Source organism: Bradyrhizobium sp. LTSP857 (assembly GCF_000938285.1).
Classification (GTDB): domain Bacteria; phylum Pseudomonadota; class Alphaproteobacteria; order Rhizobiales; family Xanthobacteraceae; genus Bradyrhizobium.
The window spans coordinates 653,157-679,577 of the sequence record NZ_JYMS01000026.1 but is presented as its reverse complement, the minus strand read 5'-3'; the positions used below and the strand labels follow the sequence as shown (position 1 = coordinate 679,577).

General features: G+C 64.0%; 27 protein-coding genes. 16 read left to right on the top strand and 11 right to left on the bottom strand.

Going from position 1 to position 26,421, the window contains the following annotated elements; all coding sequences use genetic code 11:
- Positions 1-148 precede the first annotated feature (148 nt).
- The 5 genes from UP06_RS17365 to UP06_RS17345 form a co-directional block, all read right to left on the bottom strand.
- A complete protein-coding gene (locus UP06_RS17365) occupies positions 149-1,462 on the bottom strand; it encodes an NAD(P)H-dependent oxidoreductase (RefSeq protein ID WP_045004266.1) in 1,314 nt (437 codons plus the stop codon).
- Between the two features lie 160 nt (positions 1,463-1,622).
- Positions 1,623-2,423, bottom strand: coding sequence for a phytanoyl-CoA dioxygenase family protein (locus UP06_RS17360; RefSeq protein WP_045004122.1), 801 nt, complete (start codon positions 2,421-2,423; stop codon positions 1,623-1,625).
- Between the two features lie 50 nt (positions 2,424-2,473).
- Positions 2,474-3,151, bottom strand: a complete 678-nt coding sequence (locus UP06_RS17355; RefSeq protein ID WP_045004120.1) for a GntR family transcriptional regulator — start codon at positions 3,149-3,151, stop codon at positions 2,474-2,476.
- A gap of 187 nt (positions 3,152-3,338) precedes the next feature.
- Entirely contained in the window at positions 3,339-4,151 is an 813-nt protein-coding gene (locus UP06_RS17350) for an alpha/beta fold hydrolase (protein ID WP_045004118.1), read from the bottom strand.
- Between the two features lie 2 nt (positions 4,152-4,153).
- A complete protein-coding gene (locus tag UP06_RS17345; RefSeq protein WP_045004115.1) occupies positions 4,154-4,972 on the bottom strand; it encodes an alpha/beta fold hydrolase in 819 nt (272 codons plus the stop codon).
- Between the two features lie 140 nt (positions 4,973-5,112).
- Here UP06_RS17345 and UP06_RS17340 point away from each other — a divergent pair, with 140 nt between their 5' ends.
- Positions 5,113-5,655, top strand: a complete 543-nt coding sequence (locus UP06_RS17340; RefSeq protein ID WP_045004114.1) for a methylated-DNA--[protein]-cysteine S-methyltransferase — start codon at positions 5,113-5,115, stop codon at positions 5,653-5,655.
- A gap of 10 nt (positions 5,656-5,665) precedes the next feature.
- Here UP06_RS17340 and UP06_RS17335 read toward each other — a convergent pair whose 3' ends face one another.
- On the bottom strand, positions 5,666-7,210 hold the full coding sequence (locus tag UP06_RS17335; protein WP_045004112.1) for an acyl-CoA synthetase: 1,545 nt from the start codon (positions 7,208-7,210) through the stop codon (positions 5,666-5,668).
- Positions 7,211-7,399: 189 nt separating this feature from the next.
- Positions 7,400-8,572, bottom strand: a complete 1,173-nt coding sequence (locus tag UP06_RS17330) for an acetyl-CoA C-acetyltransferase (RefSeq protein WP_045004110.1) — start codon at positions 8,570-8,572, stop codon at positions 7,400-7,402.
- A gap of 236 nt (positions 8,573-8,808) precedes the next feature.
- Here UP06_RS17330 and UP06_RS17325 point away from each other — a divergent pair, with 236 nt between their 5' ends.
- The 8 genes from UP06_RS17325 to UP06_RS17290 all read left to right on the top strand — a co-directional run bounded on the left by UP06_RS17325 (position 8,809) and on the right by UP06_RS17290 (position 17,604).
- Complete coding sequence (locus UP06_RS17325) at positions 8,809-9,387, top strand: TetR family transcriptional regulator (RefSeq protein ID WP_245305494.1); 579 nt, start codon at positions 8,809-8,811, stop codon at positions 9,385-9,387.
- A 55-nt stretch (positions 9,388-9,442) separates the two neighbouring features.
- Positions 9,443-10,201, top strand: coding sequence for an SDR family NAD(P)-dependent oxidoreductase (locus UP06_RS17320; protein WP_045004106.1), 759 nt, complete (start codon positions 9,443-9,445; stop codon positions 10,199-10,201).
- 177 nt (positions 10,202-10,378) lie between these two features.
- Entirely contained in the window at positions 10,379-11,185 is an 807-nt protein-coding gene (locus UP06_RS17315; RefSeq protein ID WP_045004104.1) for an enoyl-CoA hydratase/isomerase family protein, read from the top strand.
- A 45-nt stretch (positions 11,186-11,230) separates the two neighbouring features.
- Entirely contained in the window at positions 11,231-13,102 is a 1,872-nt protein-coding gene (locus UP06_RS17310; protein WP_045004102.1) for an AMP-binding protein, read from the top strand.
- A 27-nt stretch (positions 13,103-13,129) separates the two neighbouring features.
- Positions 13,130-14,257, top strand: coding sequence for an acyl-CoA dehydrogenase family protein (locus UP06_RS17305; protein WP_045004100.1), 1,128 nt, complete (start codon positions 13,130-13,132; stop codon positions 14,255-14,257).
- 15 nt (positions 14,258-14,272) lie between these two features.
- Positions 14,273-15,517, top strand: coding sequence for an acyl-CoA dehydrogenase (locus UP06_RS17300; protein ID WP_045004098.1), 1,245 nt, complete (start codon positions 14,273-14,275; stop codon positions 15,515-15,517).
- Positions 15,518-15,526: 9 nt separating this feature from the next.
- Positions 15,527-16,771 (top strand): acyl-CoA dehydrogenase, encoded by a 1,245-nt coding sequence (locus tag UP06_RS17295; RefSeq protein ID WP_045004097.1) that lies wholly within the window; start codon positions 15,527-15,529, stop codon positions 16,769-16,771.
- A gap of 134 nt (positions 16,772-16,905) precedes the next feature.
- Complete coding sequence (locus tag UP06_RS17290) at positions 16,906-17,604, top strand: nitroreductase (RefSeq protein WP_045004095.1); 699 nt, start codon at positions 16,906-16,908, stop codon at positions 17,602-17,604.
- Between the two features lie 78 nt (positions 17,605-17,682).
- Here the strand turns inward: UP06_RS17290 and UP06_RS17285 are convergent, their stop codons facing one another.
- Positions 17,683-18,231 (bottom strand): sigma-70 family RNA polymerase sigma factor, encoded by a 549-nt coding sequence (locus tag UP06_RS17285; protein ID WP_082081453.1) that lies wholly within the window; start codon positions 18,229-18,231, stop codon positions 17,683-17,685.
- On the bottom strand, positions 18,231-18,464 hold the full coding sequence (locus UP06_RS17280) for a NepR family anti-sigma factor (RefSeq protein WP_045004093.1): 234 nt from the start codon (positions 18,462-18,464) through the stop codon (positions 18,231-18,233). Before UP06_RS17280 ends, UP06_RS17285 begins: the two co-directional genes overlap by 1 nt.
- Positions 18,465-18,685: 221 nt before the next feature.
- On the opposite strand from UP06_RS17280, the gene UP06_RS17275 reads away from it, so the two are divergent.
- From UP06_RS17275 to UP06_RS17250, 6 genes are all read left to right on the top strand, one after another.
- Positions 18,686-19,492: a response regulator gene (locus tag UP06_RS17275; protein ID WP_045004092.1), complete on the top strand. Its 807-nt coding sequence runs from the start codon at positions 18,686-18,688 to the stop codon at positions 19,490-19,492.
- A gap of 151 nt (positions 19,493-19,643) precedes the next feature.
- Positions 19,644-20,234, top strand: a complete 591-nt coding sequence (locus tag UP06_RS17270) for a nuclear transport factor 2 family protein (RefSeq protein ID WP_045004090.1) — start codon at positions 19,644-19,646, stop codon at positions 20,232-20,234.
- A gap of 251 nt (positions 20,235-20,485) precedes the next feature.
- Positions 20,486-20,887, top strand: a complete 402-nt coding sequence (locus tag UP06_RS17265) for a hypothetical protein (protein ID WP_045004088.1) — start codon at positions 20,486-20,488, stop codon at positions 20,885-20,887.
- A 143-nt stretch (positions 20,888-21,030) separates the two neighbouring features.
- The gene (gene htpG, locus UP06_RS17260; protein WP_045004087.1) at positions 21,031-22,908 is read left to right on the top strand and encodes a molecular chaperone HtpG; all 1,878 of its coding nucleotides are present in this window, start codon (positions 21,031-21,033) and stop codon (positions 22,906-22,908) included.
- Between the two features lie 127 nt (positions 22,909-23,035).
- Entirely contained in the window at positions 23,036-23,311 is a 276-nt protein-coding gene (locus tag UP06_RS17255) for a DUF3551 domain-containing protein (RefSeq protein WP_045004086.1), read from the top strand.
- A 32-nt stretch (positions 23,312-23,343) separates the two neighbouring features.
- Entirely contained in the window at positions 23,344-23,613 is a 270-nt protein-coding gene (locus UP06_RS17250) for a DUF3551 domain-containing protein (RefSeq protein ID WP_045004085.1), read from the top strand.
- Here UP06_RS17250 and UP06_RS17245 read toward each other — a convergent pair.
- A complete protein-coding gene (locus tag UP06_RS17245) occupies positions 23,610-24,785 on the bottom strand; it encodes an FAD-dependent oxidoreductase (RefSeq protein WP_045004084.1) in 1,176 nt (391 codons plus the stop codon). The two genes, UP06_RS17250 and UP06_RS17245, sit on opposite strands and share 4 nt — an antisense overlap.
- Before the next feature lie 169 nt (positions 24,786-24,954).
- Here UP06_RS17245 and UP06_RS17240 point away from each other — a divergent pair, with 169 nt between their 5' ends.
- Positions 24,955-25,365, top strand: a complete 411-nt coding sequence (locus UP06_RS17240; RefSeq protein ID WP_045004262.1) for a MarR family winged helix-turn-helix transcriptional regulator — start codon at positions 24,955-24,957, stop codon at positions 25,363-25,365.
- A 24-nt stretch (positions 25,366-25,389) separates the two neighbouring features.
- Here UP06_RS17240 and UP06_RS17235 read toward each other — a convergent pair whose 3' ends face one another.
- Complete coding sequence (locus UP06_RS17235; RefSeq protein WP_045004083.1) at positions 25,390-26,370, bottom strand: Bug family tripartite tricarboxylate transporter substrate binding protein; 981 nt, start codon at positions 26,368-26,370, stop codon at positions 25,390-25,392.
- Positions 26,371-26,421: the final 51 nt, after the last annotated feature.

Below are 26,421 nucleotides of genomic sequence, written 5' to 3'. Positions count from 1 at the left end.
CGCTTGAGCCATTGTTAAGCTTGGTACCGCGAAGTCCGTTTTTGGCCCTTAGCTGACCTGAGGCGATGTCCGGCTTAAGTCGGCAACGCATCGGATAGCGGACATCGCTCAAGCCGCGCAAATGAATCTCGACTTGCGCGCATGTGGCCTAGCCCTCCTTCACGAACGCCGCTTCCATCGCCTTCCGCGTCCTGATCGTCTCGTTGTTCGCGTCGAATTCGACGTCGCTCCAACGCACGATCTCGCCATGGGCGACGTCGTGCTTCAACTTGAGCCGATGCGCCAGCCCGATCGGCAGCGCGTGGGCCTTGAGGCTTGCAGCTGCCGGCACCAGCTTGCCCCACACAGTGTAGCCGCCTTCGCCGTCGAGCATTTCGCCGGCGCGCAGATTGCGCTTTGCCACGGCGGCGACGTCGCCGCGGAAGCCGTAGGGTTGCCCGGTCGGCTCGCCGCGCAGCGCCGCTGACAGCACTGAGATGTTCAGCTCGAGCCCAATCAGATGATAGGGCTTGTACATCGCAGCGAAGCGTCCGCTCGCGTCAGTCTTCAGCCCGTATTGCCGGAAGCAGTCGGCGGCGTAGTCGTTCGGCGCCTCCAGCACGACATAGACGCCCCAGCGCAGATCGCGAAACACCGGCCTTCCGTCGCGCTCGAGCGAGGATACGACTTCCACGACGCCCGAGCGCTCCAGCACGCCGCCCTTGTCGCGCGGGCGCATGATATGCGGCAAATCGTCGACGCCGCAGGGCGGAAACAGCAGTCCCTCCGTTGGCACGTCGAGCCCGCAGGCGTTCGCAATCGCGGCCATCTCGATCGCCGATTTGGTGCCGTCGAGGAAGGAGTTGAACATCTGCGGATTCATGCCGGCCGACTGCGCTTCGCCCGCGGTGAGGCCGTAATGTTGCCAGACGCCATCCGGCGTCACGTCGTGATAGGCCGGCAGATATTTCGTGCCCTTGCCGGCGGCGACGACGCGAAAGCCGGTGGCGCGGGCCCAGTCGACCATTTCGGCGGTCAACGCCGGCTGGTCGCCATAGGCGAGCGAATAGACCACGCCAGCCTTGCGCGCTTCTTCGGCGAGCAGGGGGCCGGCCAGCACGTCGGCCTCGACATTCACCATCACGATATGCTTGCCCGCCGCGATCGCGGCACGCGCATGCCTGATGCCGACGGCCGGATTGCCGGTCGCCTCCACCACCACATCCATCGCGCCGCCGGCAATGGCGCGTGCGCCGTCATCGGTGAAGACGGTCGCGGCGATCCGTGCCGCATCCCAGCCGACCGTGCGGCACGCTTCCCGCGCGCGGTCGCGGTCGATGTCGACAATGATCGGCACCTCCAGCCCCGGCGTGTGCGGCACTTGCGCCAGAAACATCGAGCCGAACTTGCCGGCCCCGATCAGGGCGACACGGACAGGCTTGCCGGTGGCGGCGCGGGCTTGGAGGAGGCGGAAGAGGTTCATGGGGATGTGTCCGGTGATGATCATGTCCCGGACGCGGTGCGGCGCGAAGTGCCGCTCCGCAGAGCCGGGACCCAGAGAGAAACTACCGTGCCGCGTGGGCCCCGGCTCAGCAGCGCACCACTGAAGAAGCGCTGCGCTGCGTCCGGGGCAGGAGAACTGACTACTCCGCCGCCTGCCGGGGTGCACGTGCGAGCCGCACCAGTGCGTCGTCGTCCACCGTCTTGATCGGCGCAAAATCGCGATGCGCGATGTACTCCGGCCTTGTGGGGTTGCGGATGTAGTTCGAGACCGCGTTCAGCGTCAGGTACACGATCTTGCGCGGGTAGGGCGTGATGTTGCCGCTAGAGCCGTGCACGAGATTGCCGTGGAACATCAGCATGCCGCCGGGCTTGCCGGTCGGCGCCACGATGCCGCCCTGCTTGACGAGGCGCGTCACCGTCTCCTCGTCCAGCGTCCACAGCGGATAGGACGTGGTGGCCAGATCATGCGAGGCTTTGAGGTCGCCGGCGTTCTGGCTCTGCGGTACCAGCATCAGGGGGCCGTTGATCGGCATCACCTCGTCGAGGAAGATCGCAATGTTCATCGCGCGCGGCTCCGGCATGCCGTCGTCGCGCTTCCAGGTGCCGTAATCCTGGTGCCACTGCCAGACGTCGCCGGTGAAGGCCGATTTCGCATTGATCTTGAACTGGTGCATGTAGACCTGTTCGCCGAACAGCTGCTCGACCGGATCGATCATGCGCGGATGCGCGCCCAGAATGCCGAACGCCTCGTTGTAGAGATGCGCGGCAAACGCCGTGCGCGGCGCGCCGCTCTTCTCGCGCCAGACTTCCGGCCGATTGGCGTCATAGATGCCGACCGCCTCGCGCGCGAGGAAAGCGACCTCTTCGGGGCTGAACAGCTCGGGCAAAAACAGCCAGCCCTCGCGGTGGAAGAACTCCAATTGCTCTTGAGACAGTTTCATGGTCGTCCTCCTGTTGTTTTGTTTTTGTCATTCCGGGGCGGCGCCTGTGGTTACGCCGCCACCTCGTCCGTCGCCCTCAATCTCTCCTCAGTCATCTGTCCCGCCGTCTGCGCATGCGCGAGCGCCGTGCGTTCCGCGGCCTTCGCATCGCCCGCGAAAATGTGTCCGGCAATATCAGCGTGTTCGGCCCAGGCGCTGCCGCGATAGTCCAGCTCCGACAGCACGGTCGCCATCGAGCGGCGCATATGCGGCCATTGCGGCGTGATGGTTTCCTCGATCACGGGATTGCCGGCGAGCTGATAGATCGCGCGGTGGAAATCGACGTCGAGCGTGATGAGTTCGGTGAGCGTCGTCTTGCGGTCGATGCGGCGGCCGGCACTGAGCGCCGCCTCGAGCCGCGCGCGTCCCGCTGCATCGCTTGCGGCACGCATCGCTGCGAGCCGTGCGGCCAGCGCATCGATCGCGCCGCGCACCTCGTAGAGCTGGCGGATGCGGGAGGGATCAAGCTGGGTGACTTCAAAGCCGCGCCGGCCGCTCTCGGCCACGAGGCCCTGCCGGTGCAACAGATGCAGCGCATGCGACACCGGCTGGCGCGACACGCCGAGCTTGTCGGCGAGCTCGTTCTGCCGGATGCGCTGGCCGGGCTGAAGCGTGCGATCGGTGATCGCCTCCAGGATCCGTGCATAGACTTGGTCGATCAGGTTCGGGAGCGGGTCGAGAGGGATCACGCCGGCAGCTCCAACAAAACTCGAAAATGGAATACGGAATTCTGTATTCGAAAATACGGCGGGTGGGTGAGGGCGTCAAGCACTACTTGGATACCGCGCGCCTCGCCGTTCGAGGGTCTGCTAAGCTGTTGATATTACTTGGGCCGTCTACTGTGCATGGGGTTGTTTTCGAGAAAATGCGTCTCGCCTAGTCCGCCAGAAACGCGCTCACCGCCTCGCCATATTCCAGCGGCGCCTGTTCGAACATCCAGTGCCCGGCATTCGCAATCACCGCCGTCTTGGCGCCGACAACGTGCTCGGCCAGCACGCGCCACATCACCGACAGGCTGCCGGTGGTTGCGCCGCCGCCGATCAGCAGCGTCGGCGTCCTGATCGCCTGCGCGTCAGCGAGCGTGTAGGGCTTTCGCTGCTCGTTGATCTGGCCGAGGAAGGTGATGGCGTTGTCGCGCAACTGCTGCTTTGCGGCGGCCGGCACGCGCCGCCACGAGCCATCGCCTTCGATGCCTTCGTAGAAGTTTTGCAGCGCGCCCTCGATGTCGCCGGCGCGGATCATCTCGACCGAGCGCGCGGTGCGCGCGGCCAAGGGTGGATGCGCGGGTGTGCCTGCGGGGATCGGCAGGCTGGCATCGAGATCGCCGCCGGGTTCGGCCAGCACCAGCTTGCGCAACAGATCAGGCCGCGCTTGTGCCACGCGAAACGCGATGTGGCCGCCGCGCGAATGGCCCATCAAGTCGACCGGCCCAGGCGTCACCTGCTCGATGAACGCGATCACGTCAGCGACGTGTTGCGCCATCTTGTAGTCGTCGCCGACGGCGTCCCAGTGCTCGGGAAAGAAATGCCGCAGGCTGACCGAGATCACCCGATGCGCCTTCGACAGCGGGCCGAGCACGGAGTACCAGGTGCGGAAATCGCCAAGCGTGCCGTGCACGCAGACCAGTGGCGGGCCGTCTCCGACTTCGAGATAGGCCATGTCGTAACCGTTGACGCGAAATGTCTGCATGCTCAGCCCGCCAGAAAATCCAGGACCACTTCAGAGTATTTTTGCGGCGCCTGCTCGAACATCGGATGCGTCGCGTTCGGGATGATCGCCGTCTTCGAATAAGGCACGTGCGCAGCGAGCGCATGCAGCACTTTCGGCAGCAGGCCCTTGGTCCGCGCGCCCAGGATGAACAGCGTCGGCATCTTGATCTGCTCCGCATCCGCCTTCGAGAACGGCGGGCGATTGTCGCGGACCTGGCCGATCAGCGTATAAGCGTTGTCGCGAAGGTTCTGCTTCACCATCGCCGGCAGCCGCGGCCAGGTGCCGGGTCCCTCCAGCGTATCCACGAACACGGCCAGGCCGCCATCGACATCGCCGGCTGCGATCTTCTCGGCGGACGCCGTGAAGCGCGCCAGCAGCGGCGAGGGGCCGCCGGCATAGTCGGGATCGAGGCTCGCATCGAGCTCGCCGCCGGGCTCGGCCAGGACCAGCCGCCGCAACAGTTCCGGCCGCCGCTGCGCCACACGGAAGCAGATATGCCCACCGCGGGAATGGCCCATCAAATCGACCGGGCCGAGGTCGAGTGTCTCGATGAAGGCGATGACGTCGTCGACGTGCTGCGCAATCGAATAGGTGTCCCCGATGCCGTCCCAGCGCTCCGGGAAGAAGTGGCGCAGGCTGACGCTGATGATCCGATGCCGCTGTGTCAGCGGTCCGAGCACGCAGCCCCAGACGCGGAAGTCGTTGAGCGAGCCGTGCACACAGACCAGCGGCGGGCCGCCCTTGTCCTCGCCCACGTCGAGATAGGGCATGTCGCAACCGTTGACGTGGAGGCTTTGCATTCTGGGCTCGCGAGAAGGGGAGGCGGAACTCCTGTGCAAGATTCCCGGAAACCGGGTGGATCGCAACTATTTCCAAGCCTACATTTGGCCTGAGATCACATTGGGGGCATGCGACGGGGACGCAAGCCAGGAACTGAGCCATGACAGACCAGCATTTTGTCCTGTTCGAGACCAAGATTGGCCTGTGCGCCATCGCCTGGGGCCCGCGCGGCATCAACGGCGTGCAGCTGCCGATGGGCGGCGAGCAGAAGATCCGCACCCGCATCACCCAGCGCCATGCCGAGGCCAGCGAGGCGGAGCCCACGGCCGAGGTGCGAGAGGCGATCGACCGCATCGTGAAGATGCTTGCGGGCGAGCCGGATGACCTCATCGACATCCCGCTCGATCTCGATGGAGTGCCCGACTTCAACCGCGGCGTCTACGAGATCGCCCGTACCATCCCGCCCGGCAAGACCATGACCTATGGCGACATTGCCAAGCGCCTCGGCGGTGTCCAGCTGTCGCGCGATGTCGGCCAGGCGCTCGGGCACAACCCGTGCCCGATCGTGGTGCCCTGCCACCGCGTGCTGGCGGCCGGCAACAAGCCCGGCGGGTTCTCGGCGAATGGCGGCGTGGTGACGAAGCTGAAGATGCTCGAGATCGAGGGCGCGTTGGTGAACCACACGCCAAGTTTGTTTGATTGAGTCTTGAGCGCTAAATCTTCGCCGCCGTCTTCGGCCAATATCTGTCGCGCAGATGTCGCTTCACCAGCTTGCCGGTCGGCGTGCGCGGCAACTCGGCTTCGAAATCGACCGAACGCGGGCACTTGATGCCGGAGAGGCGGCTCTTGCAGAAGGCGATCAAATCGGCTTCGAGCGCCTTGCCGGCGCGCTTCGGGTCGTGCGGCTGGACCACCGCCTTCACCTCTTCGCCCATTTCCTCGTTCGGCACGCCGAACACGGCGACGTCGGCCACTTCCGGATGGGTGATGAGCACGTCCTCGGTCTCCTGCGGGTAGATGTTCACGCCGCCGGAGATGATCATGTAGGACTTGCGGTCGGTGAGGAAGAGGAAGCCGTCCCTGTCGAGATAGCCGACGTCGCCGAGCGTCGACCAGCCTTTTGCGTTGTAGGCCTTCTTCGTCTTCTCGGGATCGTTGTGATAGGTGAACGCCGGCGCGTCGGCGAAGTACACCGTGCCGATTTCACCTAGCGGCTGCTCCTCGTCGTTCTCGTCCAGAATCTTGATCTTGCCGACCACGGCCCGGCCGACGCTGCCGCGATGCTCCAGCCATTGCTGCGAGTTGCAGACGGTGACACCGTTGCCCTCTGAGCCCGCGTAATACTCGATCAGGATCGGTCCCCACCATTCGATCATCTTTGCCTTGACGTCGACCGGGCAGGGCGCAGCGGCGTGGATCGCGCCTTTCAGCGTCGAGACGTTGTACTTCGTGCGGACCTCGTCCGGCAGCTTCAGCATGCGCACGAACATCGTCGGCACCAGCTGCGACTGCGTGATCTTATACGTCTCGACGAGCTTCAAAAACTCTTCGGCGTCAAAATGCTCCATGATGATGGAGGTGCCGCCGAGCACGATCGCCATCATGTTGAAGCGCAAGGGAGCCGCGTGATAGAGCAGCGCGGGCGAGAGATATGTGCTCTCCGAATTCATGCCGCACATGTCGGCGCAGAGCACGCGGAGGAAGGCGTTTGGCACGTCGATCTTGTTGCCCTCGAAGGCTTTCTTGATGCCCTTGGGTCGGCCGGTCGTGCCTGACGAATACAGCATGTCGTAGCCTGCGACCTCGTCCGCGACCGGTGTGGTCGGTTGCGCCGCTGCTTCCTTGTCGTAGGAGCGGAAGCCGGGCAGGGGATCGTCGACCATGTAGAAGATCGGTTCGTTCGGCGTGCCTTTGATCAGGCCCTTGATCTGGTCGGCGCATTTCGGCGTGGTGATCACGACCTTGGCGCCGCAATCGGCGATGATGTAGTCGATCTCGTCCTGCTTCAAATAGCGGCTGATCGCAGTGTAATAGAGCCCGCTGCGCTGCGCGGCCCAACAGATTTCCATGAAGGCGAGGCGGTTCTCCATCAGCAGCGCGATATGGTCGCCGGCTTTGAGGCCGAGCGAGCGGAACAGGTTTGCGCCCTGGTTCGAGAGCTCATCGAGCTCGCGATAGGTGATCGCCTTGCCGGTGGAGGCCATCTGGTAGGCGATCTTGTCGGGCGTGGTTTTTGCGTAGACGGACGGATGAGTCATAAGTGCAAGTCTCGCAACAAAGAAGGTGTCATCCCGGCCTAGTGCGCAATTGCGCACGGGGGGCCGGGATCCATAACCACCAAACTAGATTGTTAAAATGCGATGTCGTCCCAGTTTGCCCTAACCACGCACTCCTGTGGTTATGGGTCCCGGCCTTCGCCGGGACGACACCTTTAACGAGGCAACAGCTTACAGCCGCTCCACGATCGTCACGTTCGCCATGCCGCCGCCTTCGCACATGGTCTGAAGGCCATAGCGCTTGCCGCGCTGCTGCAGTGCGTGCACCAGCGTCGTCATCAGCTTGGTGCCGGAGCCGCCGAGGGGATGGCCGAGCGCGATGGCGCCGCCGTTGACGTTGAGACGTTCCGGATCGGCGCCGGTGGTCTTGAGCCACGCGGTCGGCACCGAGGCGAACGCCTCGTTGACCTCGAATAGGTCGATATCGTCGACCTTCATGCCGGCCTTCTCCAGTGCGCGCTTGGTGGCGTGGAGCGGTGCGTCGAGCATGATCACGGGATCGCCGCCCATCATGGTCATGTGATGAATGCGCGCGAGCGGCTTCACGCCGAGCTGCTTCAACCCGCGCTCGTTGACCACCATGACGCCGGAGGCGCCGTCGCAGATCTGGCTGGCGCTGGCCGCGGAGAGCTTGCCGTTCTCGGCGATCAGCTTGACACCCTTGATGCCGTCGAGCGTGGCGTCGAAGCGGATGCCTTCGTCGATATTGTGGGTGTCCTTGGAGCCGTCGGCGCGGGTGATCTCGAGCGGCACGATCTCCTTCTTGAAGTGACCAGCCTGGGTTGCCGCGATCGCGCGCTGGTGGCTGTTGTAGGAGTATTCGTCGAGCTCGTTCTTGGAGAGGCCGTACTTCTCGGCCATCATCTCCGCGCCGGTGAACTGGCTGAACACGATGTTCGGATAGCGGTGCTCGATGCCCGCGCTCTTGTAATTGCCAAAGCCGTTCTTGGCCGGAAGTTGCGAGGACAGGCCCATCGGCACGCGCGTCATCGATTCCACGCCGGCGGCAATCACCACGTCCATCGTGCCGGACATCACGGCCTGGGCTGCAAAGTGCAGCGCCTGCTGCGAGGAGCCGCACTGACGATCGATCGACGTGCCCGGCACGCTCTCGGGCAGCTTCGACGCCATGATCGCGTTGCGCGCGACGTTGTTGGACTGCTCGCCGACCTGCATGACGCAACCCATGATCACGTCCTCGACCAGGGCCGGATCGACCTTGGTGCGATCGACCAGCTCGTCCAGCACCTTTGCGGCGAGATCGGCCGGATGCCAGCCGGCGAGGCGGCCCCCCTTGCGCCCGCCGGCGGTACGCGCAGCGGCGACGATGTAAGCCTCGGCCATTTCGGTCTCTCCCTGGATTGTTCTGTATCGAATTGGGTTGTCGGCACGGATTTAAGAGGTGGCCGATCGTTTAGTCAATCGATCAATTAACTCTTGTGGGGAGGCGCTGCTTGGGCTTATCTGCGCGCCTCTTGAGGCGCACATCAGGGATCTCCGTGACTACCAGCGTACCGAACAGGCTCCCCAGCGGAAAGAATTCCACGGCAGAGAAATTGCTCGTGGCCGCGAGTGAGCTGATGATCGAACGCTCCTCGATCGAGATCTCGCTGAGCGATATCGCGCAAAAATCCGGCGCCAACGCCGCGCTGGTCAAATATCATTTCGGCAACAAGGACGGCCTGCTGTTGGCGCTGCTCGAGCGCGACGCGGGGACGGAGCTGTCCAACCTCGAATATCTGCTGGCCCAGCCGATCACGCCGACCGCGAAGCTGAAGCTGCATATCGGCGGCATCATCCGCGCCTATCACCGGTTTCCCTACATGAACCGGCTGATCCATTATCTCCTGCATGAGAGCGTTGCGGGCTCTGCCGACGAGGTCTCGAAATTCTTCGTGGCGCCGCTCTTGGATTTCCACCGCCGCCTGCTCGCCGAAGGCGTCAGCCGCGGCGAGTTTCGCGCGACAGATCCGGTGCTGTTCTACACCAGCCTGATCGGCGCTTGCGATCACCTCTTCTTCGGCCGGCACGCGATGTCTCGCGCGACCGGCGTCGGCCCGGTCACCGACGAAGTCTGCCGGCAATATATCAAGCATATGGAAACGCTCATCTGCGGCGGCATCCTCACGCAAGTCGAGGAAGCCGCCGCGGCCGGATAATCCGGCCGACGCTCTCAAGTCTAGAGAAGAAACGCCCAAGGAAAGGTAGCTTACGATGCAGTTGAAAGACGTTGCCGTTCTCATCACCGGCGGTGGCTCGGGCCTCGGTGCCGCGACCGCCCGCGCCATGGCCGCCAAGGGCGCCAAGATCGGCGTGATCGACCAGAGCAGGGAAAATGCCGAGAAGGTTGCTGCCGAAGTGAAGGGCGTTGCCCTCCATGCCGACGTCACCGATGAGGACGGCATCAAGGCTGCGATTGCGAAAGCGGAAGCCGCGCACGGCGTCGCACGTGTGCTGATGAACTGCGCCGGCATCGGCGGCTCGCAGCGCATCGTCGGCAAGGACGGTGTCTATCCGCTGGCCAAGTTCGCGCGAATCATCAATGTCAATCTGATCGGCACCTTCAATTGCCTGCGGCTGTTTGCGGAGCGTCTGGTCACGATCGAGCCGATCGGTGAAGAGCGCGGTGTCATCATCAACACGGCGTCGGTCGCAGCTTATGAGGGCCAGATCGGCCAGATCGCCTATGCGGCGTCGAAGGGCGGTGTCGTCGGCCTCACGCTGCCGGCCGCGCGCGATCTCTCCAGCCAGAAAATCCGCGTCAACACCATCGCGCCGGGCCTGTTCCTGACGCCGCTGCTGATGGGCTTGAACGAAGAGGCCCGCAAGAGCCTCGGTGCCCAGGTGCCGCATCCGGCGCGCCTCGGCGACGCCAATGAATATGGTTCGCTCGCGGTGCACATCGTCGAGAATGCGATGCTGAATGGCGAGACCATCCGTCTCGACGGCGCGATCCGTATGGCGCCGCGGTAGGCTCTTCCTTCTCCCCCTGTGGGAGAAGGTGGCGCGAAGCGCCGGATGAGGGGTTTGCATCCGCGGAGACAGACCCCTCACCCAAGCGAGTATGTGGCTAGCGACGTACACGCCCTCTCCCACAAGGGGAGAGGGCGCAGCAATCGGCGCCGCGACCGCGGCTAGCACGAGGCTCCCATGTCCCAACCGCTGCTGATCGAGCATAACGACGGCGTCGACACCGTGACGCTCAATCGCCCCGAGAGCCTCAACGCGCTTGATCCTGCGCTGATCGATGCGCTGAACGTTTATTTCCAGGGCCTCCAGCGCAACCGCGATACGCGTGTCGTCGTGCTGAAGGGCGCCGGCAAGAATTTCTGCGCAGGGCTCGATCTCAAGGCCGCGATGCAGCGGCGCGCCGGGCAGCAGGAGCCGCCCGGTGTCACCGAGTCGCTCGACTCGCAGCGGCGCATCGCCGACATCGTGATGCTGATGCGGCGCTGTCCGCAGCCGATCCTGGCGCTGGTGCAGGGCGCGGCGGCCGGCGGCGGCTTTGCGTTAGCGCTCGCCGCCGACATCCGCATCGCAACGAAGTCGGCGCGGATGAACTGCGCCTTCATCAAGCTTGGGCTTGGCGGCTGCGACATCGGCACCAGCTATTTTCTGCCGCGGCTCGTCGGAGTGTCGGTGGCCTCCGAGCTGATCCTGACGGGACGTTTCATCGGGGCCGAGCGTGCGCTTGCAGTCGGTCTCGTCTCGGAAGTCGTCGATGAGGACAAGCTCGATGCGGCCGCCGAGCCTTATGTCGATGCGATGATCACGGCCTCGCCCGTGGGCCTGCGTCTGTCAAAAGAATGTCTCAACATGAGCGTCGATGCCGGATCGCTGGAGGCTGTCATCGCGATGGAAGACCGCAATCAGGTCCTGTGCAGCCGCTCCGAGGAATTCTCAGAAGGCATCAGGGCCTTCCTTGAGAAGCGAAAGCCTGTCTATATCAGGCGCTGAAACGACGAAGATCCGCAAAGGACAAGAAATTCCGGGAGACGCAAAATGAGTGGGAATGCGGCGGCGGTGATGACAAAGCCCGCCTTTCGCAAGGTCGAGTGGTTGGCGCGCGACATCGACGTCGAGCGCCGCGCCGACGGCACGGTGGTGCTGAAGTCGCGCATTCCCTTGCAGGCTTACGAGAAGCATCTTCCGGCTTCGCTGGCGAAATGGGCGAAGGAGGCACCCGAGCGCATCTGGCTCGCGCAGCGCGGCGGTCCGAACCGCGAATGGCGCAAGGTCTCCTACGGCGAAGCCAAGGGTACCGTCGATGCGCTGACGCAGGCGCTGCTGAATCTCAAGCTTGACGGCCGCCCGGTCGCGATCCTCTCCGGCAACTCCATCGAGCACGCGTTGATGACGCAGGCCGCGATGCAGGCGCGTTCGCCGGCGGCACCGGTGTCGCCGGCCTACTCGCTGATGAGCCACGACCACGTCAAGCTGAGGTATCTGTTCAACCTGATCAAGCCGGCCGTCGTGATGGTGCAGGATGGCTCGATCTTCGAGAAAGCATTGAAGGCCCTCGATCTCACCGGCGTCACCGTCGTTCACGTGGTGCGGTCCTGTGACGGCATCAAGAGCGTCAGCTTCGCCGAGCTCGCGGCCACGCCCGTGACGTCCGATGTCGAAGCGTCGATCGCAAAAATCACGCCCGACACCGTCGGCAAGCTGCTGTTTACCTCCGGTTCGACCGGCATGCCCAAGGCTGTCATCAACACGCAGGAGATGATGTGCGCCAACGCGGCGCAGATGATGCAGGTGCGGCCGCGCACCGCGGGCGGACCGCTGGCCACCGTGCTCGACTGGATGCCGTGGAATCACACCATGGGCGGCAATGCCGCGTTCCATCCGGTGCTGGTCGATGGCGGCACGCTCTATATCGACGACGGCCGGCCGATGCCGGGCCAGCTCGAAGAGACCATCAAGAACCTTCGCGAGATCTCGCCGACCTATTACGCCAATGTGCCGGCCGGCTATGCCGCGCTTGCGGCGGCGATGGAGAAGGACGATGCGCTGTGCCGCTCCTTCTTCAAGAACCTCTCGATCATGGCCTATGGCGGCGCACGGCTGCCGGACGATCTCTACGACCGCATGCAGGCGCTGGCCGTCAAGACCACCGGTGAACGCATCGTGTTCTACACCGGCTGGGGTTCGACCGAGACCGCGCCGACCTCGACAGGCACCTATTGGGACACCGAGCGTGTCGGCCTGATCGGTCTGCCGTTCCCCGGCGTCGAGTTGAAGATGGTGCCGTGCGGTTCGAAATACGAGCTGCGCCTGCGCGGCGTCAACGTCACGCCCGGCTATTTCGGCCAGCCTGATCTGACAAAGAAGATGTTCGACGAGGAGGGCTATTACTGCATCGGCGACGCCGGCATTTTCGTCGACGATGCGGATCCCGTGAAGGGCATCATCTTCGCCGGCCGTGTCGTGGAGGACTTCAAACTCACCACCGGCACCTTCGTGCATGTTGGCTCGCTGCGCACCGACGCCATCGCGGCTGCGACGCCCGTGGTGCATGATGCGCTGGTCGCGGGACAGGATCTTCCCTTTATCGGTCTGCTTGCTTGGCCGAACCTGCATGCCTGCCGCCAGTTCGTCGGTAATCCCGATCTGAGTTTTGAGGATGCGGTGAAGCACCCCGAGGTGATCGTGTGTTTCAAACGCGGGCTGGAAGCTCATAACAAAGCATGCGAAGGCGCCAGCAGCCGCATCATTGTGCGCGCCACGCTGATGGCCGAGCCGCCCTCGATCGACGGCAACGAACTCACCGACAAGGGCTACATCAATCAGCGCGCCGGCCTCGAACGCCGCGCCGCGCAGGTGGAGCGGCTCTATGCCGATAAGCCGGACCAGGACGTCATCGTTCTCAATTAATCGACATCATCACAACGGACACGCGCCATGAACTTCGATTTCTCCGACGACCAGAAGCAGCTCCGCGATCAGGCGCGCAAATTCCTCACCGAAAAATGCTCGCCCAAGGCGGTGCGCGTCGTCCTCGACGGCAAGGCGCTCTATGACAAGGAGTTGTGGAAGGGCCTCGCCGAGATGGGTTTTCTCGGCGTGGCGATCCCCGAGGAGTTTGGCGGCGCGGGCGCCGGTCATCTCGAGCTTTGCGTGATCGCGGAGGAGATGGGCCGTGCCAACGCGCCGGTGCCGTTTTCCTCGACCGTCTATCTCGCCGCCGAAGCACTGCTGATCGCCGGCAGCGACGCACAGAAGAAGAAGTGGCTGCCGGCGATTGCCTCGGGTGAGGCGATCGGCACGCTGGCGTTGTTCGAAGGCAAGGGCAATCCGTCGCCGAAGAAGGTCAAGCTTGCCGCGGCTGGCGGTGTACTTAACGGCGTCAAGAAGCCGGTCGCGGATGGCGCGATTGCCAATTTCGCGGTGGTCGCCGCGCGCACGGGATCGGGCGGCCGTGACAGCGACATCTCGCTGTTCCTGGTCGACCTCAAGGCTGGCGGCGTCGAGGTGAAGAGTCTCACCAATCTCGATCCGACCCGCGGACAGGCCGAGATCACCTTCACCGATTGCAAGGCCGAACCACTGGGTGCAGCCGGCGAAGGCTGGAGCATCCTGACTCAAGTGCTCGACCGCGCCGCGGTGCTGTGCGCCTTCGAGCAGGTCGGCGGCTCCGATCGCGCCCTGGAGATGGGCCGCGACTACGCGCTGGACCGCATCGCCTTCGGCCGCCAGATCGGCTCGTTCCAGGCGGTGAAGCACATGCTCGCGGACATGTACGTGTCGGCGACGCTGGCGCGCTCCAACAGCTATTACGGCGCCTGGGCGCTCTCGACCAACGCGTCCGAGTTGCCGGAAGCGGCAGCTGCCGCGCGCATCAGCGCGACGCAGGCGTTCCAGCACTGCGCCAAGAACAACATCCAGGTTCACGGCGGCATGGGTTTCACCTGGGAATTCGACTGCCACATGTACTACCGCCGCGCCAACGCGATGGCGCTCGGGCTTGGCAGCCTGTCCTATTGGGAAGATCAGTTGATCGACCACATGCGCAAGAAGAACGCGGCGTAAGCGAAGGACAATGTCATGAACTTCGACGACACCTCGCAGGAAGCCGAATTTCGCGCCACCGCCCGCGCCTGGATCGCGGCGAACGCGCCCAAGCAATACGAAGAGGAGCTGCGCAAATCCTCGCTCGGCCGCACCCAGCTCAAGAACGCCAATATCCTGGAAGTCGCAAAAGCCTGGCAGAAGAAGAAGGCTGACGCCGGCTGGGCCTGCCTGCATTGGCCCAAGGATTACGGCGGTCGCGGCTCATCGCCGATCGAGCGCGTGATCTGGCAGCAGGAAGAGGGGCCGTTCGGCCAGCTGTCGCGCATGTTCATCATCGGCCACGGCATGTGCGGGCCGACCATGATGGCGTTCGCGCGCGAAGAGCATAAGCGGACCTATCTGCCGCCGCTCGCCTCCGGTGAGAAGGTCTGGTGCCAGTTGTTCTCCGAGCCGGCCGGCGGCTCCGACGTCGCGGGCCTGCGCACGCGCGCGGAAAAGGACGGCGACGACTGGGTCATCAACGGCCAGAAGATCTGGACGTCGGGTGCGCATTATTCCGACTATGGCATCCTTCTGACCCGCACCGATCCAACCGTGCCCAAGCACAAGGGCCTCACCATGTTCTTCCTGGACATGAAGAGCCCGGGCGTCGAGGTGCGGCCGATCAAACAGGCGAGCGGCGCCTCCGACTTCAACGAGGTCTATTTCACTAATGTGCGTATCCCCGACCACCAGCGCCTCGGCGAGGTCGGTGACGGCTGGAACGTCTCGCTGACCACGCTGATGAATGAGCGCAGCGCGATCGGCGCGGCCGTCTCGACCGGCTTCCCTGAGCTGTTTGAATATTGTTCGAGCCTGGTGCTCGATGATGGCCCGGCGATCGAAGACCGTGCAGTCCGCTCGAAGCTGGCAAACTGGGCGGTGAAGGCGAACGGGCTCAAATACACCAGCATGCGCGCGATCTCGGCGCTGTCGAAGGGCGAGCGGCCGGGTCCGGAAAACTCCATCGGCAAGCTTGTCGCGGGCTCGATGATCCAGGACGTCGCGACCTACGCGCTGGACTTGCAGGGCGCCGCCGGCGTGATTAGCGGCGAGGATGCCGAGCTCGCCGGCCGTTTCCAGGCGATGCTGCTGCGTGCGCCGGGCACCCGCGTCGAAGGCGGCACCGACGAGATCATGCGCAACATCATCGCCGAGCGAGTCTTGGGCCTACCCGGCGATATCCGTGTCGACAAGGACGTGCCGTTCAACAAGATCCCGACGAAGGGAAGAGGGTAGAGGTCCGCCATGAATTTCGACGATACGCCGCAGGAAGCCGCATTCCGCGAGACCGCGCGCAAATGGGTTGCCTCCAACGCGCCGAAGGAATTCGAGCAGGAGCTGTCAAAATCCTCGCTCGGCCGGATCCGTCTTGCCAAGCACGACATCGTCGATGTCGGCAAGGCCTGGCAGAAGAAGAAGGCTGAAGGCGGCTGGGCCTGCCTGCACTGGCCGAAGGAATATGGCGGCCGCGGCGCCACGCCAATCGAGCGCGTGATCTGGCAGCAGGAGGAGGGCGTCTATGGCAAGCTGACGCAGCCGTTCCAGATCGGCGAAGGCATGTGCGGCCCGACCGTGATGGCCTGGGGCAGCGAAGACGCCAAGCGTCGTCGTTTGCCGAAGCTTGCTTCGGGTGAAGAGATCTGGTGCCAGCTCTTCTCCGAACCGTCCGCCGGCTCTGACGTCGCAGGGCTCCGAACGCGCGCGGAGAAGAAGGGCGACAGCTGGGTCGTCAACGGCCAGAAGATCTGGACCTCGGGCGCGCATTATTCCGACTTCGGCCTCCTGATCGCGCGCACCGATCCGAATGTGCCCAAGCACAAGGGCCTCACCATGTTCTTCCTGGACATGAAAAGCCCGGGTGTCGAGGTGCGGCCGATCAAACAGGCCAACGGCATGCAGGAGTTCAACGAGGTCTATTTCACCGACGTCGTGATCCCGGACAGCCAGCGTCTTGGCGCCGTCGGCGAGGGCTGGAGCGTCTCGCTGACGACGCTGATGAATGAGCGCATGTCGATCGGCTCGCGGCTCGCGACCGGCGTCCCTGAAATGTTCGAGTTCTGCTCCAATTTGATGCTGGAGGACGGGCTCGCCATCGACGATCCGGCTGTGCGCTCGAAGCTTGCGAACTGGGCGGTGAAGTCGAGCGGATTGAAGTACACGAGCTACCGCGCAATATCGTCCCTGTCCAAGGGCGAGCGGCCGGGTCCGGAAAACTCCATCGGCAAGCTGGTGTCGGGCATGATGCTCCAGGACATCGCGACCTACGCCATGGACCTCCAGGGCGCGGCCGGTGTTCTCACCGGCACGGACGAGGAGACGGTGCAGGGCCAGTTCCAGCAGATGCTGTTGTCCTCGCCCTCGATGCGCATCGCCGGCGGCACCGATGAGATCTTGCGCAACATCATCGCCGAACGCGTGCTGGGTCTGCCCGGCGATATTCGTGTCGACAAGGATGTGCCGTACAACAAGATTCCGACGAAGGGGCGTTGATGTCGCGCCTCGCTGCATCTTGTAGGGTGGGCAAAGCGAAGCGTGCCCACCATATGCAGATGCGCCGGGGTAAGTCTGTCGGTGGGCACGGCGCTATCGCGCCTTTACCCACCCTACGAAGAGCGAGCTAGTTCATGGACGCATCAGTGAATCAGAATAACCGCATCGGTGTGCTCGAAGAGCTCCTCAACGAGCGCTACTCCGTCCGCGCGTTCCTGCCCAAGGAAGTCGACCGCGCGACCATCGAGCATGTGCTGACCACCGCGCAGCGCACCGCGTCATGGTGCAACAGCCAGCCCTGGCAAATCGTCATCGCCAGTGGCGAGGCCAAGGAGCGCTTCCGCAAGCTGATCTACAAGGAGGCCTCTAGCGGGCTCGGCGACGATTATGATTTCACCCCGCCGCGCGAATATCTCGGCGCTTATCTCGAACGCCGCCGCGAAAGCGGCTTTCAGCTCTACAACACGCTCGGCATTATCAGAGGCGACAGAAGCGCCTACGCAAAACAGGCGCTGGAGAACTACAATTTCTTCGGCGCGCCGCACGTGGCGATCATTCACACCAACGAGCCGCTCGGCATCTACGGTGCGATCGATTGCGGCGCCTATGTCTCGAATTTCATGCTGGCCGCGCAGGCGCTCGGGCTCGGCACCATTCCGCAGGCAGCACTCGCGCGTCACTCCGGCCTGATCCGCCGCCACTTCAATCTGCCCGATGATCGCCGCGTCGTCTGCGGCATCTCGTTCGGCTATGCCGACAACGCCCACAAGGTCAACAGCTACCGCACCTCGCGCGCGAGCGTCGCCGACACGGTGACGTTCGTCGAGGAGTGAGGTCAGCAACACGTGTGAAGACGGCCGTGTGAACGGCCGCCTTCACAGCTGTCGTTTGGGTCCGATGACGGCCTGTCGCTATCCGCCGCTGCCGCCGATCACGGCGCGCACGGTCTCGTCGGGCCCGAAATCCTCGGCGCCGTCGACATAGAGCAGCGCGGCGAGCTTGGAGCGGGCGCGATTGACGCGGCTCTTGATGGTGCCGACCGCACAGCCGCAGATCGAGGCTGCGTCCTCATAGGAGAAGCCGGAGGCGCCAACCAGGATCAAGGCTTCGCGCTGGTCCTGCGGAAGCTTCTCGAGCGCGACGCGAAACTCTTCGAACTCGAGATGGGCATTCTGCGAGGGCTGCGTCTTCAGCGTCTTGGCGTAGTTGCCCTCGGCATCCTCGACCTCGCGCCGCCGCTTGCGATAGTCGGAGCGGAACAGGTTGCGCAGGATCGTGAACAGCCACGCCGGCAGGTTGGAGCCGGGCTGGAACGAGTCGATGTTGGCGAGCGCGCGCAGCAGCGTCTCCTGCACCAGATCGTCGGCACGGTCGGCATTGCCGCTCAGTGAGATGGCGAACGCGCGCAGACTCGGCACGGCCGCCAGGATGTCGTCACGCAAGGAGTTCGTGAGAGGCATTAATCCCTCCCATTGTTGTCGTTGGAGCCCCCAGCCCCATTCTCGTTCTGAGATCCGCCTCCCGGCGCATCCAGCTTCTTGATAAGTTCCGCGAACCGGTCTGGAACCCCCTGCCGCACGACATCGTCGTACATGGCGCGGAGCTGATGGCCGATCCGGGATTGGATCTCCGGAGTTAGCCCTCCCTTGCCGGGGGTCGTGCTTTTGCTGGCTTGAGACTTGAGATCTTTCATGACCTGTTCCACGTTTTCCCGAGTTAAGTGACTGCAAAATCGAGAAGTTTTCTCAACCGGGAGCCGTTCCCTGGATGAGTTCAATTCCAGGTTCGACAAAAAGTTCCCGGGTCGGGGGAACTTTTCTTATCCTGACGCGTATTCAGCTCCAGTAGGGGAACCCGGGCCTCCCCTCGCAGTTCCTGATTTTTAAAGTTTGGCCCGAAATGAATGGAGTGGGGATGTCCCGTTCGCAGCTTGTTGCTGAGCACTTGCCGTTGTTGCGCCGGTATGCGCGCGCCCTGACGGGCAACCAGGCCTCCGGTGACGCCTATGTCGCAGCCATGTTGGAAGCGATGCTCGGAGATCCCTCCGTGCTCGATGAGAGCCATGGACCGCGGGCCGGCCTGTTTCGATTGTTCACCCAGATCTGGAATTCGGTCTCCGTCAACGACGATGCCGAAGTGGCGACCTTGCCGATGCCGCCCGAGCGGCGGTTGTCGAACATCACGCCGCTGCCGCGGCAGGCGTTCCTGCTGCTTTCGCTCGAGGGATTTTCGGAAGAGGAAGTCGGCTACATCCTCGGCACCGACGTCGCCGAGACGCGTCGGTTTGCAGACACGGCCGGCCGCGAGATGGCGGCCGAGATCGCCACCGACGTGTTGATCATCGAGGACGAGACCTTCATCGCCATGGACCTCGAAAGCCTGGTGAAGAATCTCGGCCACAACGTCGTCGGCGTCGCGCGCACCCACGCCGATGCGGTGGCGCTCGCCAAGAACAGGCGGCCCGGCCTGATCCTCGCCGACATCCAGCTCGCCGACGGCTCGTCGGGCCTGGACGCCGTCAACGAGCTGCTGCGCACCTTCGAGGTGCCGGTGGTGTTCATCACCGCCTATCCCGAGCGCTTCCTCACCGGCGAACGCCCGGAGCCGGCCTTCCTGATCTCAAAGCCGTTCCAGCCCGCGATGGTGTCGGCGGTGGCGAGCCAGGCGCTGTTCTTCCAGCGTAACTCGCGCAACCGCACGCCCAAAGCACCGGCGGCATAAGAAGGCGCCGGCGGCGTAGCATTTGGCTGATAGTGATCTGATCCGGCGTGCTGCAAGGCGCGCCGGATTTTTCTGGACCATTTGCCAAGCTTGACGGCCATCGAATTCGCCGCTCATACCTCGTGCATCGCCTCAATCGGAGACATGCCCCATGGACCAGCAACTCCTCGATCGTCTCGCCATCCGCGACCTCGTCGAGAACTGGGTGGTGTGGCGCGATGCCGGCGACTGGGAGCGGTTTGCGACCGTCTGGCACGAGGAAGGTTGGATGTCCGCCACCTGGTTTCAGGGGCCGGCGCGGGATTTCATCCGCGTCAGCCAGGAGGGCTTTGCCAAGGGTGTGCGCATCCTGCATTTCCTCGGTGGCACCAGCATCGACCTTTCCGGCGAGCGCGCCATCGCGCAGACCAAGATGACGATCTCGCAGCGGGCGCCTGTGCGGGACGTGCTCTGCGACGTCGTCTGCACCGGACGTTTCTACGATTTCCTGGAGAAGCGGCTAGGCGCGTGGGGCATCGTCCGCCGCCAGCCGATCTACGAGAAGGACCGGATCGATCCGGTCGATCCCGCCGCGACACTCCGCCTCGATGCGCAGGCGCTGGCCGCGCTGCCCGAGGGCTACCGCCACCTCGCCTACATCCAGGAATTGATCGGCTACAAGGTCAAGCGCGACATGCCGGGCCTGACCGGGCCCGAGGTCGAAAAGCTCTATGGCGAGGGGCGGGAGTGGCTGGCGAAGTGAACCCCAGACAAAAGTAAGGCGCGACTGGCATCACCACAGTCGCGCCCTACGTCGCCGGCTTATGGGGCAGGGGGGAATAGCCGGCTGTCGAAATGACTCCTGGACGCGGAAGTCGTTCCCGGTGGTTGCAAATTTTTTGCGGGGCCTGCGATCTTTTTCGCACACGGTTAAGTGATCTTAACTCTTGAGAACTCCCGGTCCTCTGCATGCGTTGTTCCCGCAATCGCCAATGGGGCGAGGGGTCGACAGTCATGTCACAGATTCACAAAGCATTTTTGGGTGCCGTCGCGGTTGCCGCAACGCTTGGCGCAGTGCAGCTGGCCTTTGGCCATGATCTTTCCGACCGCTGGCAGGCGGTTCCCGACAAGCCTGGCCATGTCGTCAATCGTTCCGGCAAGGCCGATCGGCTCGCCGACTTCAAGCAGGCGGCGGTTCCGACCCGGACCGTGTCGATGCGGCTGAACGATCTCGCCGCGACGTCAGTGCTGCTGCGGGTCCCCGCGGTCATCGAAACTGGCAACGCCAAGCCGCCGATCGCCCTTCAGAACCAGCAGAAGCAGGGTCGCAACAAGCCGACGATTGCCTGCGAGCCGATGGTCAGCTCCCTGACCGAGGTCGCAAAGCTGCTCCAGCCCGGCCGTTGCGTGACCTGATCCGCATTTCGGAGCCAAGTCGGAGCCAAGTGAGACCGCTTCTCCCGCAAGCCGGGAGCAGACGGTGCTTCACATCCTCTTGATCCCCCATCCCATCGCGTTATATCCCGGGTTCCTCCCTTTCGTTTTGACCGGGTAAACGCATGACGACGTCAGATACGGCTGCCCATACGCAGCCCTTCCAGGCCGAAGTTTCCGAACTGCTGCACCTGATGGTGCACTCCGTCTATTCGGAGACCGACATCTTCCTGCGCGAGCTTATCTCCAACGCCTCGGACGCCTGCGACAAATTGCGCTACGAGGCGATCGCCAATCCGGCCCTGCTGGGCGAGGGCGACGCGCTCAAGATCCGCATCATCCCGAACAAGACGGCCACGACGCTCACGATCGCCGACAACGGCATCGGCATGGAGCGGCAGGAGCTGATCGACCATCTCGGCACCATCGCCCGCTCCGGCACCAAGGCGTTCGTGTCGAAGCTGAAGGAGGCCAAGGACGGCCTCGGCCTGATCGGCCAGTTCGGCGTCGGCTTCTATTCCGCCTTCATGGTCGCCGAGAAGATCGTCGTGGTCAGCCGTCGCGCTGGCGAGAGCGACGTCTGGACCTGGAGCTCCCAAGGCGGCTCCGGCTTCGAGATCGCGCGCGCGAGCGATGAGGAAGCGGCGCGCGTGGCGCGCGGCACCGAGATCGTCCTGCACCTGAAGGACGACGCCAAGAAATATCTCGAGACCTACGAGATCGAGCGCGTCGTCGGCGCCTATTCCGACAACATCCTCTTTCCCATCGAGCTCGTGCCGGAAGAGGGCGAGCCGCGCCAGATCAATTCGGCGAGTGCGCTGTGGCAGCGCTCGAAATCCGAGCTTTCGGCCGAGGACTACAAGAAGGCCTATCAGCAGATCGCGTCCGCCTTCGACGATCCCGCGATGACGCTGCACTACCGTGCCGAGGGCCGCTACTCCTACGCCGTGCTGCTGTTCGCCCCGTCGACAAAGCCGTTCGACCTGTTCGAGCCCTCGCGCAAGGGTCGCGTCAAACTCTATGTCCGGCGCGTCTTCATCACCGATGATGCCGATCTGTTGCCGGGCTATCTGCGCTTCATCCGCGGCGTGGTCGACAGCGAGGATCTTCCGCTCAACATCTCGCGTGAGATGCTCCAGAACAATCCGCAGCTCGCGCAGATCCGCAAAGCCGTGGCCACCCGCGTCGTCAACGAGCTCGAAAGCCTCGCCGAGAAGGACGCCGAGAATTTTGCCAAGATCTGGGATGCCTTCGGCGCAGTGCTGAAGGAAGGTATCTACGAGGATTTCGAGCGCCGCGAAAAGCTGCTCGCGTTGTCGCGCTTCACCACCACGACCGGTGAGAAGCGGTCACTCAAGGACGTCATCGCCGATTTCAAGCCGAACCAGACCGAAATCTATTATCTCGTCGGCGACAGCATCGAGCGGCTGAAGTCCAGTCCGCGGCTGGAGGCGGCCACCGCGCGCGGCATCGAGGTGCTGCTGCTGTCCGATCCCGTTGACGCGTTCTGGACCTCGATGCCGACGGATTTCGAGGGCAAGCCGCTGAAGTCGCTGAGCCAGGGCGATCTCAATCTCGACCTGATCCCGCGCGTCGACGAGACCGACGAGGCGAAGAAGGACGAGCCGGAGGCGGACGAGGCCGCGACGATTGCCGTGATCAAGGCCGCGCTCGGCGAGCGCGTCAGCGACGTCAAGGCGTCGACCCGCCTCACCAGCTCCGCCTCCTGCCTCGTCGCCGACAGCCAGGGCCCGAGCCGCGAGCTCGAGCGCATCCTGGCGCAGCAGAACCGCGGCATGCGCACCAAGCCGATTTTGGAGATCAATTTGCGCCATTCGTTGGTCACCGCGATCACCAAGGCGCAGGCCGGCTCGAAGACGGTCGATGATCTCAGCCTGCTCCTGCTCGAACAGGCGCAGATTCTGGATGGCGAGTTGCCGGAAGATCCGGCTGCCTTTGCGTCAAGGCTGAACCGGCTGGTGCTGGCGGGGCTCGGCGGCTAGCGCCGCGGTGCACCGCACTCACCTTGCCGTCATCCGTCTCCAGGAACAGTCGCCTCCGCCCTGGTGTTATGCCATAGGAAGCCGTCGGCATCAGAGCCGCCGGCGCCACCGATTCGAGGATGTTTCCATGCGTTTCCCGATCCTGACCCTCACCGCGATTGCCACGCTGTTCGTTGCCGCGCCAGCTGGCGCCCAGACCTATGATCCGCGCTATCCGGTGTGCATGCATATCTTCGGGCCCGGCGGCTTCGGCGGTGGTGGCGACTATTTCGACTGCTCCTTCACGTCCCTGCCGCAGTGCCAGGCCTCGGCATCGGGCCGCTCTGCAAGCTGCGATGTTAATCCCTACTACGCCTTCAACGAACCGCCGCCGCCGCGCCGGCACCACAAGAAGGTGCACTAGCGATCCGTGATGTCGCGCGCAGGGATATTTTCATGCGCCACTCATTCGGCCTGATCGTGACCGTCGGTGCATTGCTCGCGGCGGCGCCGTCACATGCGCAGACTTTCGATCTCCGTTATCCCGTCTGCATGCACGTCTATTCCGGCGCGAGCGGCGGCGGTGGCGAGTGGTATGACTGCTCCTTCACATCGCTGCCGCAGTGTCACGCCACGGCCGCAGGCCGCGCCGCGAGCTGCGATCTCAATCCCTATTATCCCGTGAATGCACCGCCGCCGCGCTGGCATCACAAGAGAAGCGGTTAGCCAAGGCCATTTGTGGCCGCGGCGCCAGCAGCGCGCGCGGCGAGGTAGCCCTGTATATGTTGCAAGGACAGCTCCGGCCCGAGATGTGAGAGCTCAGTCGCGACCGCCTCGGCGGCGTGGGTGGCAGGACCCATCACGCGCACGAACATGTCGCGCTCGTAGCTGCTGACCCCCACGCGCCAGTCGTCGTGCTCGATGAGAAGCCGGCCGAGCTCTGCGCCATCGAGCATCGCCATGTTGACGCCGTCACCACCGAAGGGCGACATGACATGCGCGGCGTCGCCGAGCAGCGTCAGCCCGGTCCGATTTGGCCAATGATGGCCGACCGGCAGCGCATGGATCGAGCGCGCGGCCAGCGAGTCGTTGCTGGCGCGAATGATGTCGAGCAGCTCTGGCGCCCATCCCGCAAACTCGGCGATCAGCCGCGTGCGGACCGCATATGGTGACGTGAAATCGAATGTCCTCGCAGCCCAGTCTGCTGGGACGCGGAATATAGCGTAGCCACGGAGATGGGCGTTGGCATTTCGCTGCACGATCATGCCGCGCCCGTCGCCCTCCGCTCCGAGCTTGCCGCGCCCGACCAGCGCGGCGAGCGCGGGGTGGCGCGTGTCCGCATCATCGATGCCAAATTCGATGAAAGTGATGCCCGTGTATTGCGGCTCGTAAGCCGACACCAGCGGACGCACGCGCGACCAGGTGCCATCGGCTCCGACCACGAGGTCGAATGGCCCCTCAGTCGTGGTCTCGAACTGGAGTGCGAACGTGCCTTCGCTTGCAGGATGTACCTCGCGCAGTGCGTGACCCCAGCGGACAGCACCGCCCGGCAGGGATGCGAGCAAGATCTCCCTGAGCGCGGTGCGATCCACCTCGGGCCGGTCGGAATCGGTCGCGTCGTCGTCGGCGAACAGCAGCGTGCCATGCTTGTCATAGAGCCGGCTGCCTTGATCCTCGTAGCGGGCGATGCGGCGAAATTCCGCCTCGAGACCGGCGCGCTTCAGCGCGAGCTGGCCATCGTCAGCGTGCAGGTCGAGGGTACCGCCCTGCGGCCGCTCAAGCGCATGCGCCTCCTTTTCGAAGACGGAGGCGGCAATGCCGGCGCAATGGAGGATACGGGCGAGCGTCAGGCCGCCGGGACCTGCGCCGATGATGGCGATACGGGGACGCTGGACCATGGACGGACTCCTCAGAATCAATTATATAGGTCCCTATATATTAAATATAGGTGCCTATGCAATGGTGGATTTGAAGAAGGAGGCCGCGGCCGCAGTGGCGGCTGACAAGCCGGGCGCCGTACCTGACCATGAATGGGAGTTGTTCAACACGCCGGCGCCGCTCATCAACATGGCGTCGCGCGGGCTGATGCGCCTCGCCGAGCGCCGCCTGAAGCCATTCGGCGCCAGCGCCGGCCAGCTCCCGGTCTTCTATTTGCTGCGCGACGGCGATGCGATGTCGCAGCGGGACCTGGCCCGGCTGGCGCGGATCGAGCAGCCCTCGATGGCGCAGACGCTTGCGCGCATGGAGCGCGATGGCCTGATCCGCCGCGTGCCTGATCCCAAGGACGGCCGCAGCAGCCTGATCTCGCTGACAAGGAAGGCGCTGACGAAGACGCCGGCGTTGCGCGAGGCGCTGCATGCCGGCCGTGCGGAGCTGGTCGAGGGTTTCAGCGAAGCGGAAATCGCGACGCTGTGCGATCTCTTGCGGCGTCTTAACCGCAATCTGGACCGCGGGGTTATCAGGGAGATTGCCGAATAGCAGCCGCCATGGCGATGCCCGCCGCTACTCCTTCTTGATCCCCGACAGCTCCACCACCTTGCGCCAGCGATCTGTTTCCGCGGTCAGCATGCCGCCGAATTCGTTGGCATTGCCGTGCAGCGGGATCGCGCCGAGCTCGGCGATGCGGGCCTTGATCTCGGTGTCGGAGAGCGCCGTGTCGATCTCGCGATTGAGCAGGTCGACGATCTCGCGCGGTGTGTCGTGCGGGGCGCCGACGCCGTAGAATGATGAAGTCTCGTAGCCGGCAAGCGTCTGTGCGATCGGCGGCACGTCGAGCAGAATCTCCGAGCGCTCGCGCGTGGTGACGCCGAGCGCGCGCAGCTTGCCGGCGCGCACCAGCTCAAAGGACGAGGTGACGTTGTCGAACATGCCCTGGATCTGGCCGCTCATCACATCGGTCAATCCCGGCGCCGAGCCGCGATAGGGTACGTGGGTGAACTGCACGCCGGCCATCGACTTGAACAGCTCGCCGGAGAGATGCAGCGAGGTGCCGATGCCCGAGGAGGCGATCGACATCTTGCCGGGATTGGCCTTGGCGTAGGCGATGAAATCGGCGACGCTCTTCACCGGTAGATCGTTGTTGACGACCAGCACCAGCGGGATGCGTGCGACGCCGGCGACCGGCGCGATGCCCTTGGCGAAATCATAAGGCAGCGCCGGATCGAACGAGGCATTGATGGCATTCGCGGTCGATGTCAGCAGCAGCGTGTAGCCGTCGGGTGCCGATGTGATCACAGCCTGCGTGCCGATATTGCTGCCGGCGCCCGGCTTGTTCTCGACAATGAAGGTCTGGCCGAGCCGGTCGGACAGGCGCTGGCAGATCAGTCGCGACAGCACGTCGGTGGCGCCGCCCGGCGCATAGGGCACCACCCACTTCACGCTGCGCGACGGATAGGACGGGTTGCTCACCGCAAAGGCACGCGGCGCGCCGAGCGCGGCTGCGGCGCAGGCTGTGGTCTGAAGGAAACGTCGCTTGGTGATCATTGTGGCCTCCAGTTCATCTCTCGCGGGGAGAGGGACACGTGAAGCGCGCCC

Coding starts and splice junctions, on each gene's coding strand:
- UP06_RS17365 (WP_045004266.1), bottom strand. CDS start 1,462: ATGAACCTCTTCCGCCTCCTCCAAGCCCGCGCCGCCACCGGCAAGCCT.
- UP06_RS17360 (WP_045004122.1), bottom strand. CDS start 2,423: ATGAAACTGTCTCAAGAGCAATTGGAGTTCTTCCACCGCGAGGGCTGG.
- UP06_RS17350 (WP_045004118.1), bottom strand. CDS start 4,151: ATGCAGACATTTCGCGTCAACGGTTACGACATGGCCTATCTCGAAGTC.
- UP06_RS17345 (WP_045004115.1), bottom strand. CDS start 4,972: ATGCAAAGCCTCCACGTCAACGGTTGCGACATGCCCTATCTCGACGTG.
- UP06_RS17340 (WP_045004114.1), top strand. CDS start 5,113: ATGACAGACCAGCATTTTGTCCTGTTCGAGACCAAGATTGGCCTGTGC.
- UP06_RS17335 (WP_045004112.1), bottom strand. CDS start 7,210: ATGACTCATCCGTCCGTCTACGCAAAAACCACGCCCGACAAGATCGCC.
- UP06_RS17330 (WP_045004110.1), bottom strand. CDS start 8,572: ATGGCCGAGGCTTACATCGTCGCCGCTGCGCGTACCGCCGGCGGGCGC.
- UP06_RS17325 (WP_245305494.1), top strand. CDS start 8,809: ATGATCGAACGCTCCTCGATCGAGATCTCGCTGAGCGATATCGCGCAA.
- UP06_RS17320 (WP_045004106.1), top strand. CDS start 9,443: ATGCAGTTGAAAGACGTTGCCGTTCTCATCACCGGCGGTGGCTCGGGC.
- UP06_RS17315 (WP_045004104.1), top strand. CDS start 10,379: ATGTCCCAACCGCTGCTGATCGAGCATAACGACGGCGTCGACACCGTG.
- UP06_RS17310 (WP_045004102.1), top strand. CDS start 11,231: ATGAGTGGGAATGCGGCGGCGGTGATGACAAAGCCCGCCTTTCGCAAG.
- UP06_RS17305 (WP_045004100.1), top strand. CDS start 13,130: ATGAACTTCGATTTCTCCGACGACCAGAAGCAGCTCCGCGATCAGGCG.
- UP06_RS17300 (WP_045004098.1), top strand. CDS start 14,273: ATGAACTTCGACGACACCTCGCAGGAAGCCGAATTTCGCGCCACCGCC.
- UP06_RS17295 (WP_045004097.1), top strand. CDS start 15,527: ATGAATTTCGACGATACGCCGCAGGAAGCCGCATTCCGCGAGACCGCG.
- UP06_RS17290 (WP_045004095.1), top strand. CDS start 16,906: ATGGACGCATCAGTGAATCAGAATAACCGCATCGGTGTGCTCGAAGAG.
- UP06_RS17285 (WP_082081453.1), bottom strand. CDS start 18,231: ATGCCTCTCACGAACTCCTTGCGTGACGACATCCTGGCGGCCGTGCCG.
- UP06_RS17280 (WP_045004093.1), bottom strand. CDS start 18,464: ATGAAAGATCTCAAGTCTCAAGCCAGCAAAAGCACGACCCCCGGCAAG.
- UP06_RS17275 (WP_045004092.1), top strand. CDS start 18,686: ATGTCCCGTTCGCAGCTTGTTGCTGAGCACTTGCCGTTGTTGCGCCGG.
- UP06_RS17270 (WP_045004090.1), top strand. CDS start 19,644: ATGGACCAGCAACTCCTCGATCGTCTCGCCATCCGCGACCTCGTCGAG.
- UP06_RS17265 (WP_045004088.1), top strand. CDS start 20,486: ATGTCACAGATTCACAAAGCATTTTTGGGTGCCGTCGCGGTTGCCGCA.
- htpG (WP_045004087.1), top strand. CDS start 21,031: ATGACGACGTCAGATACGGCTGCCCATACGCAGCCCTTCCAGGCCGAA.
- UP06_RS17255 (WP_045004086.1), top strand. CDS start 23,036: ATGCGTTTCCCGATCCTGACCCTCACCGCGATTGCCACGCTGTTCGTT.
- UP06_RS17250 (WP_045004085.1), top strand. CDS start 23,344: ATGCGCCACTCATTCGGCCTGATCGTGACCGTCGGTGCATTGCTCGCG.
- UP06_RS17245 (WP_045004084.1), bottom strand. CDS start 24,785: ATGGTCCAGCGTCCCCGTATCGCCATCATCGGCGCAGGTCCCGGCGGC.
- UP06_RS17240 (WP_045004262.1), top strand. CDS start 24,955: ATGGCGTCGCGCGGGCTGATGCGCCTCGCCGAGCGCCGCCTGAAGCCA.
- UP06_RS17235 (WP_045004083.1), bottom strand. CDS start 26,370: ATGATCACCAAGCGACGTTTCCTTCAGACCACAGCCTGCGCCGCAGCC.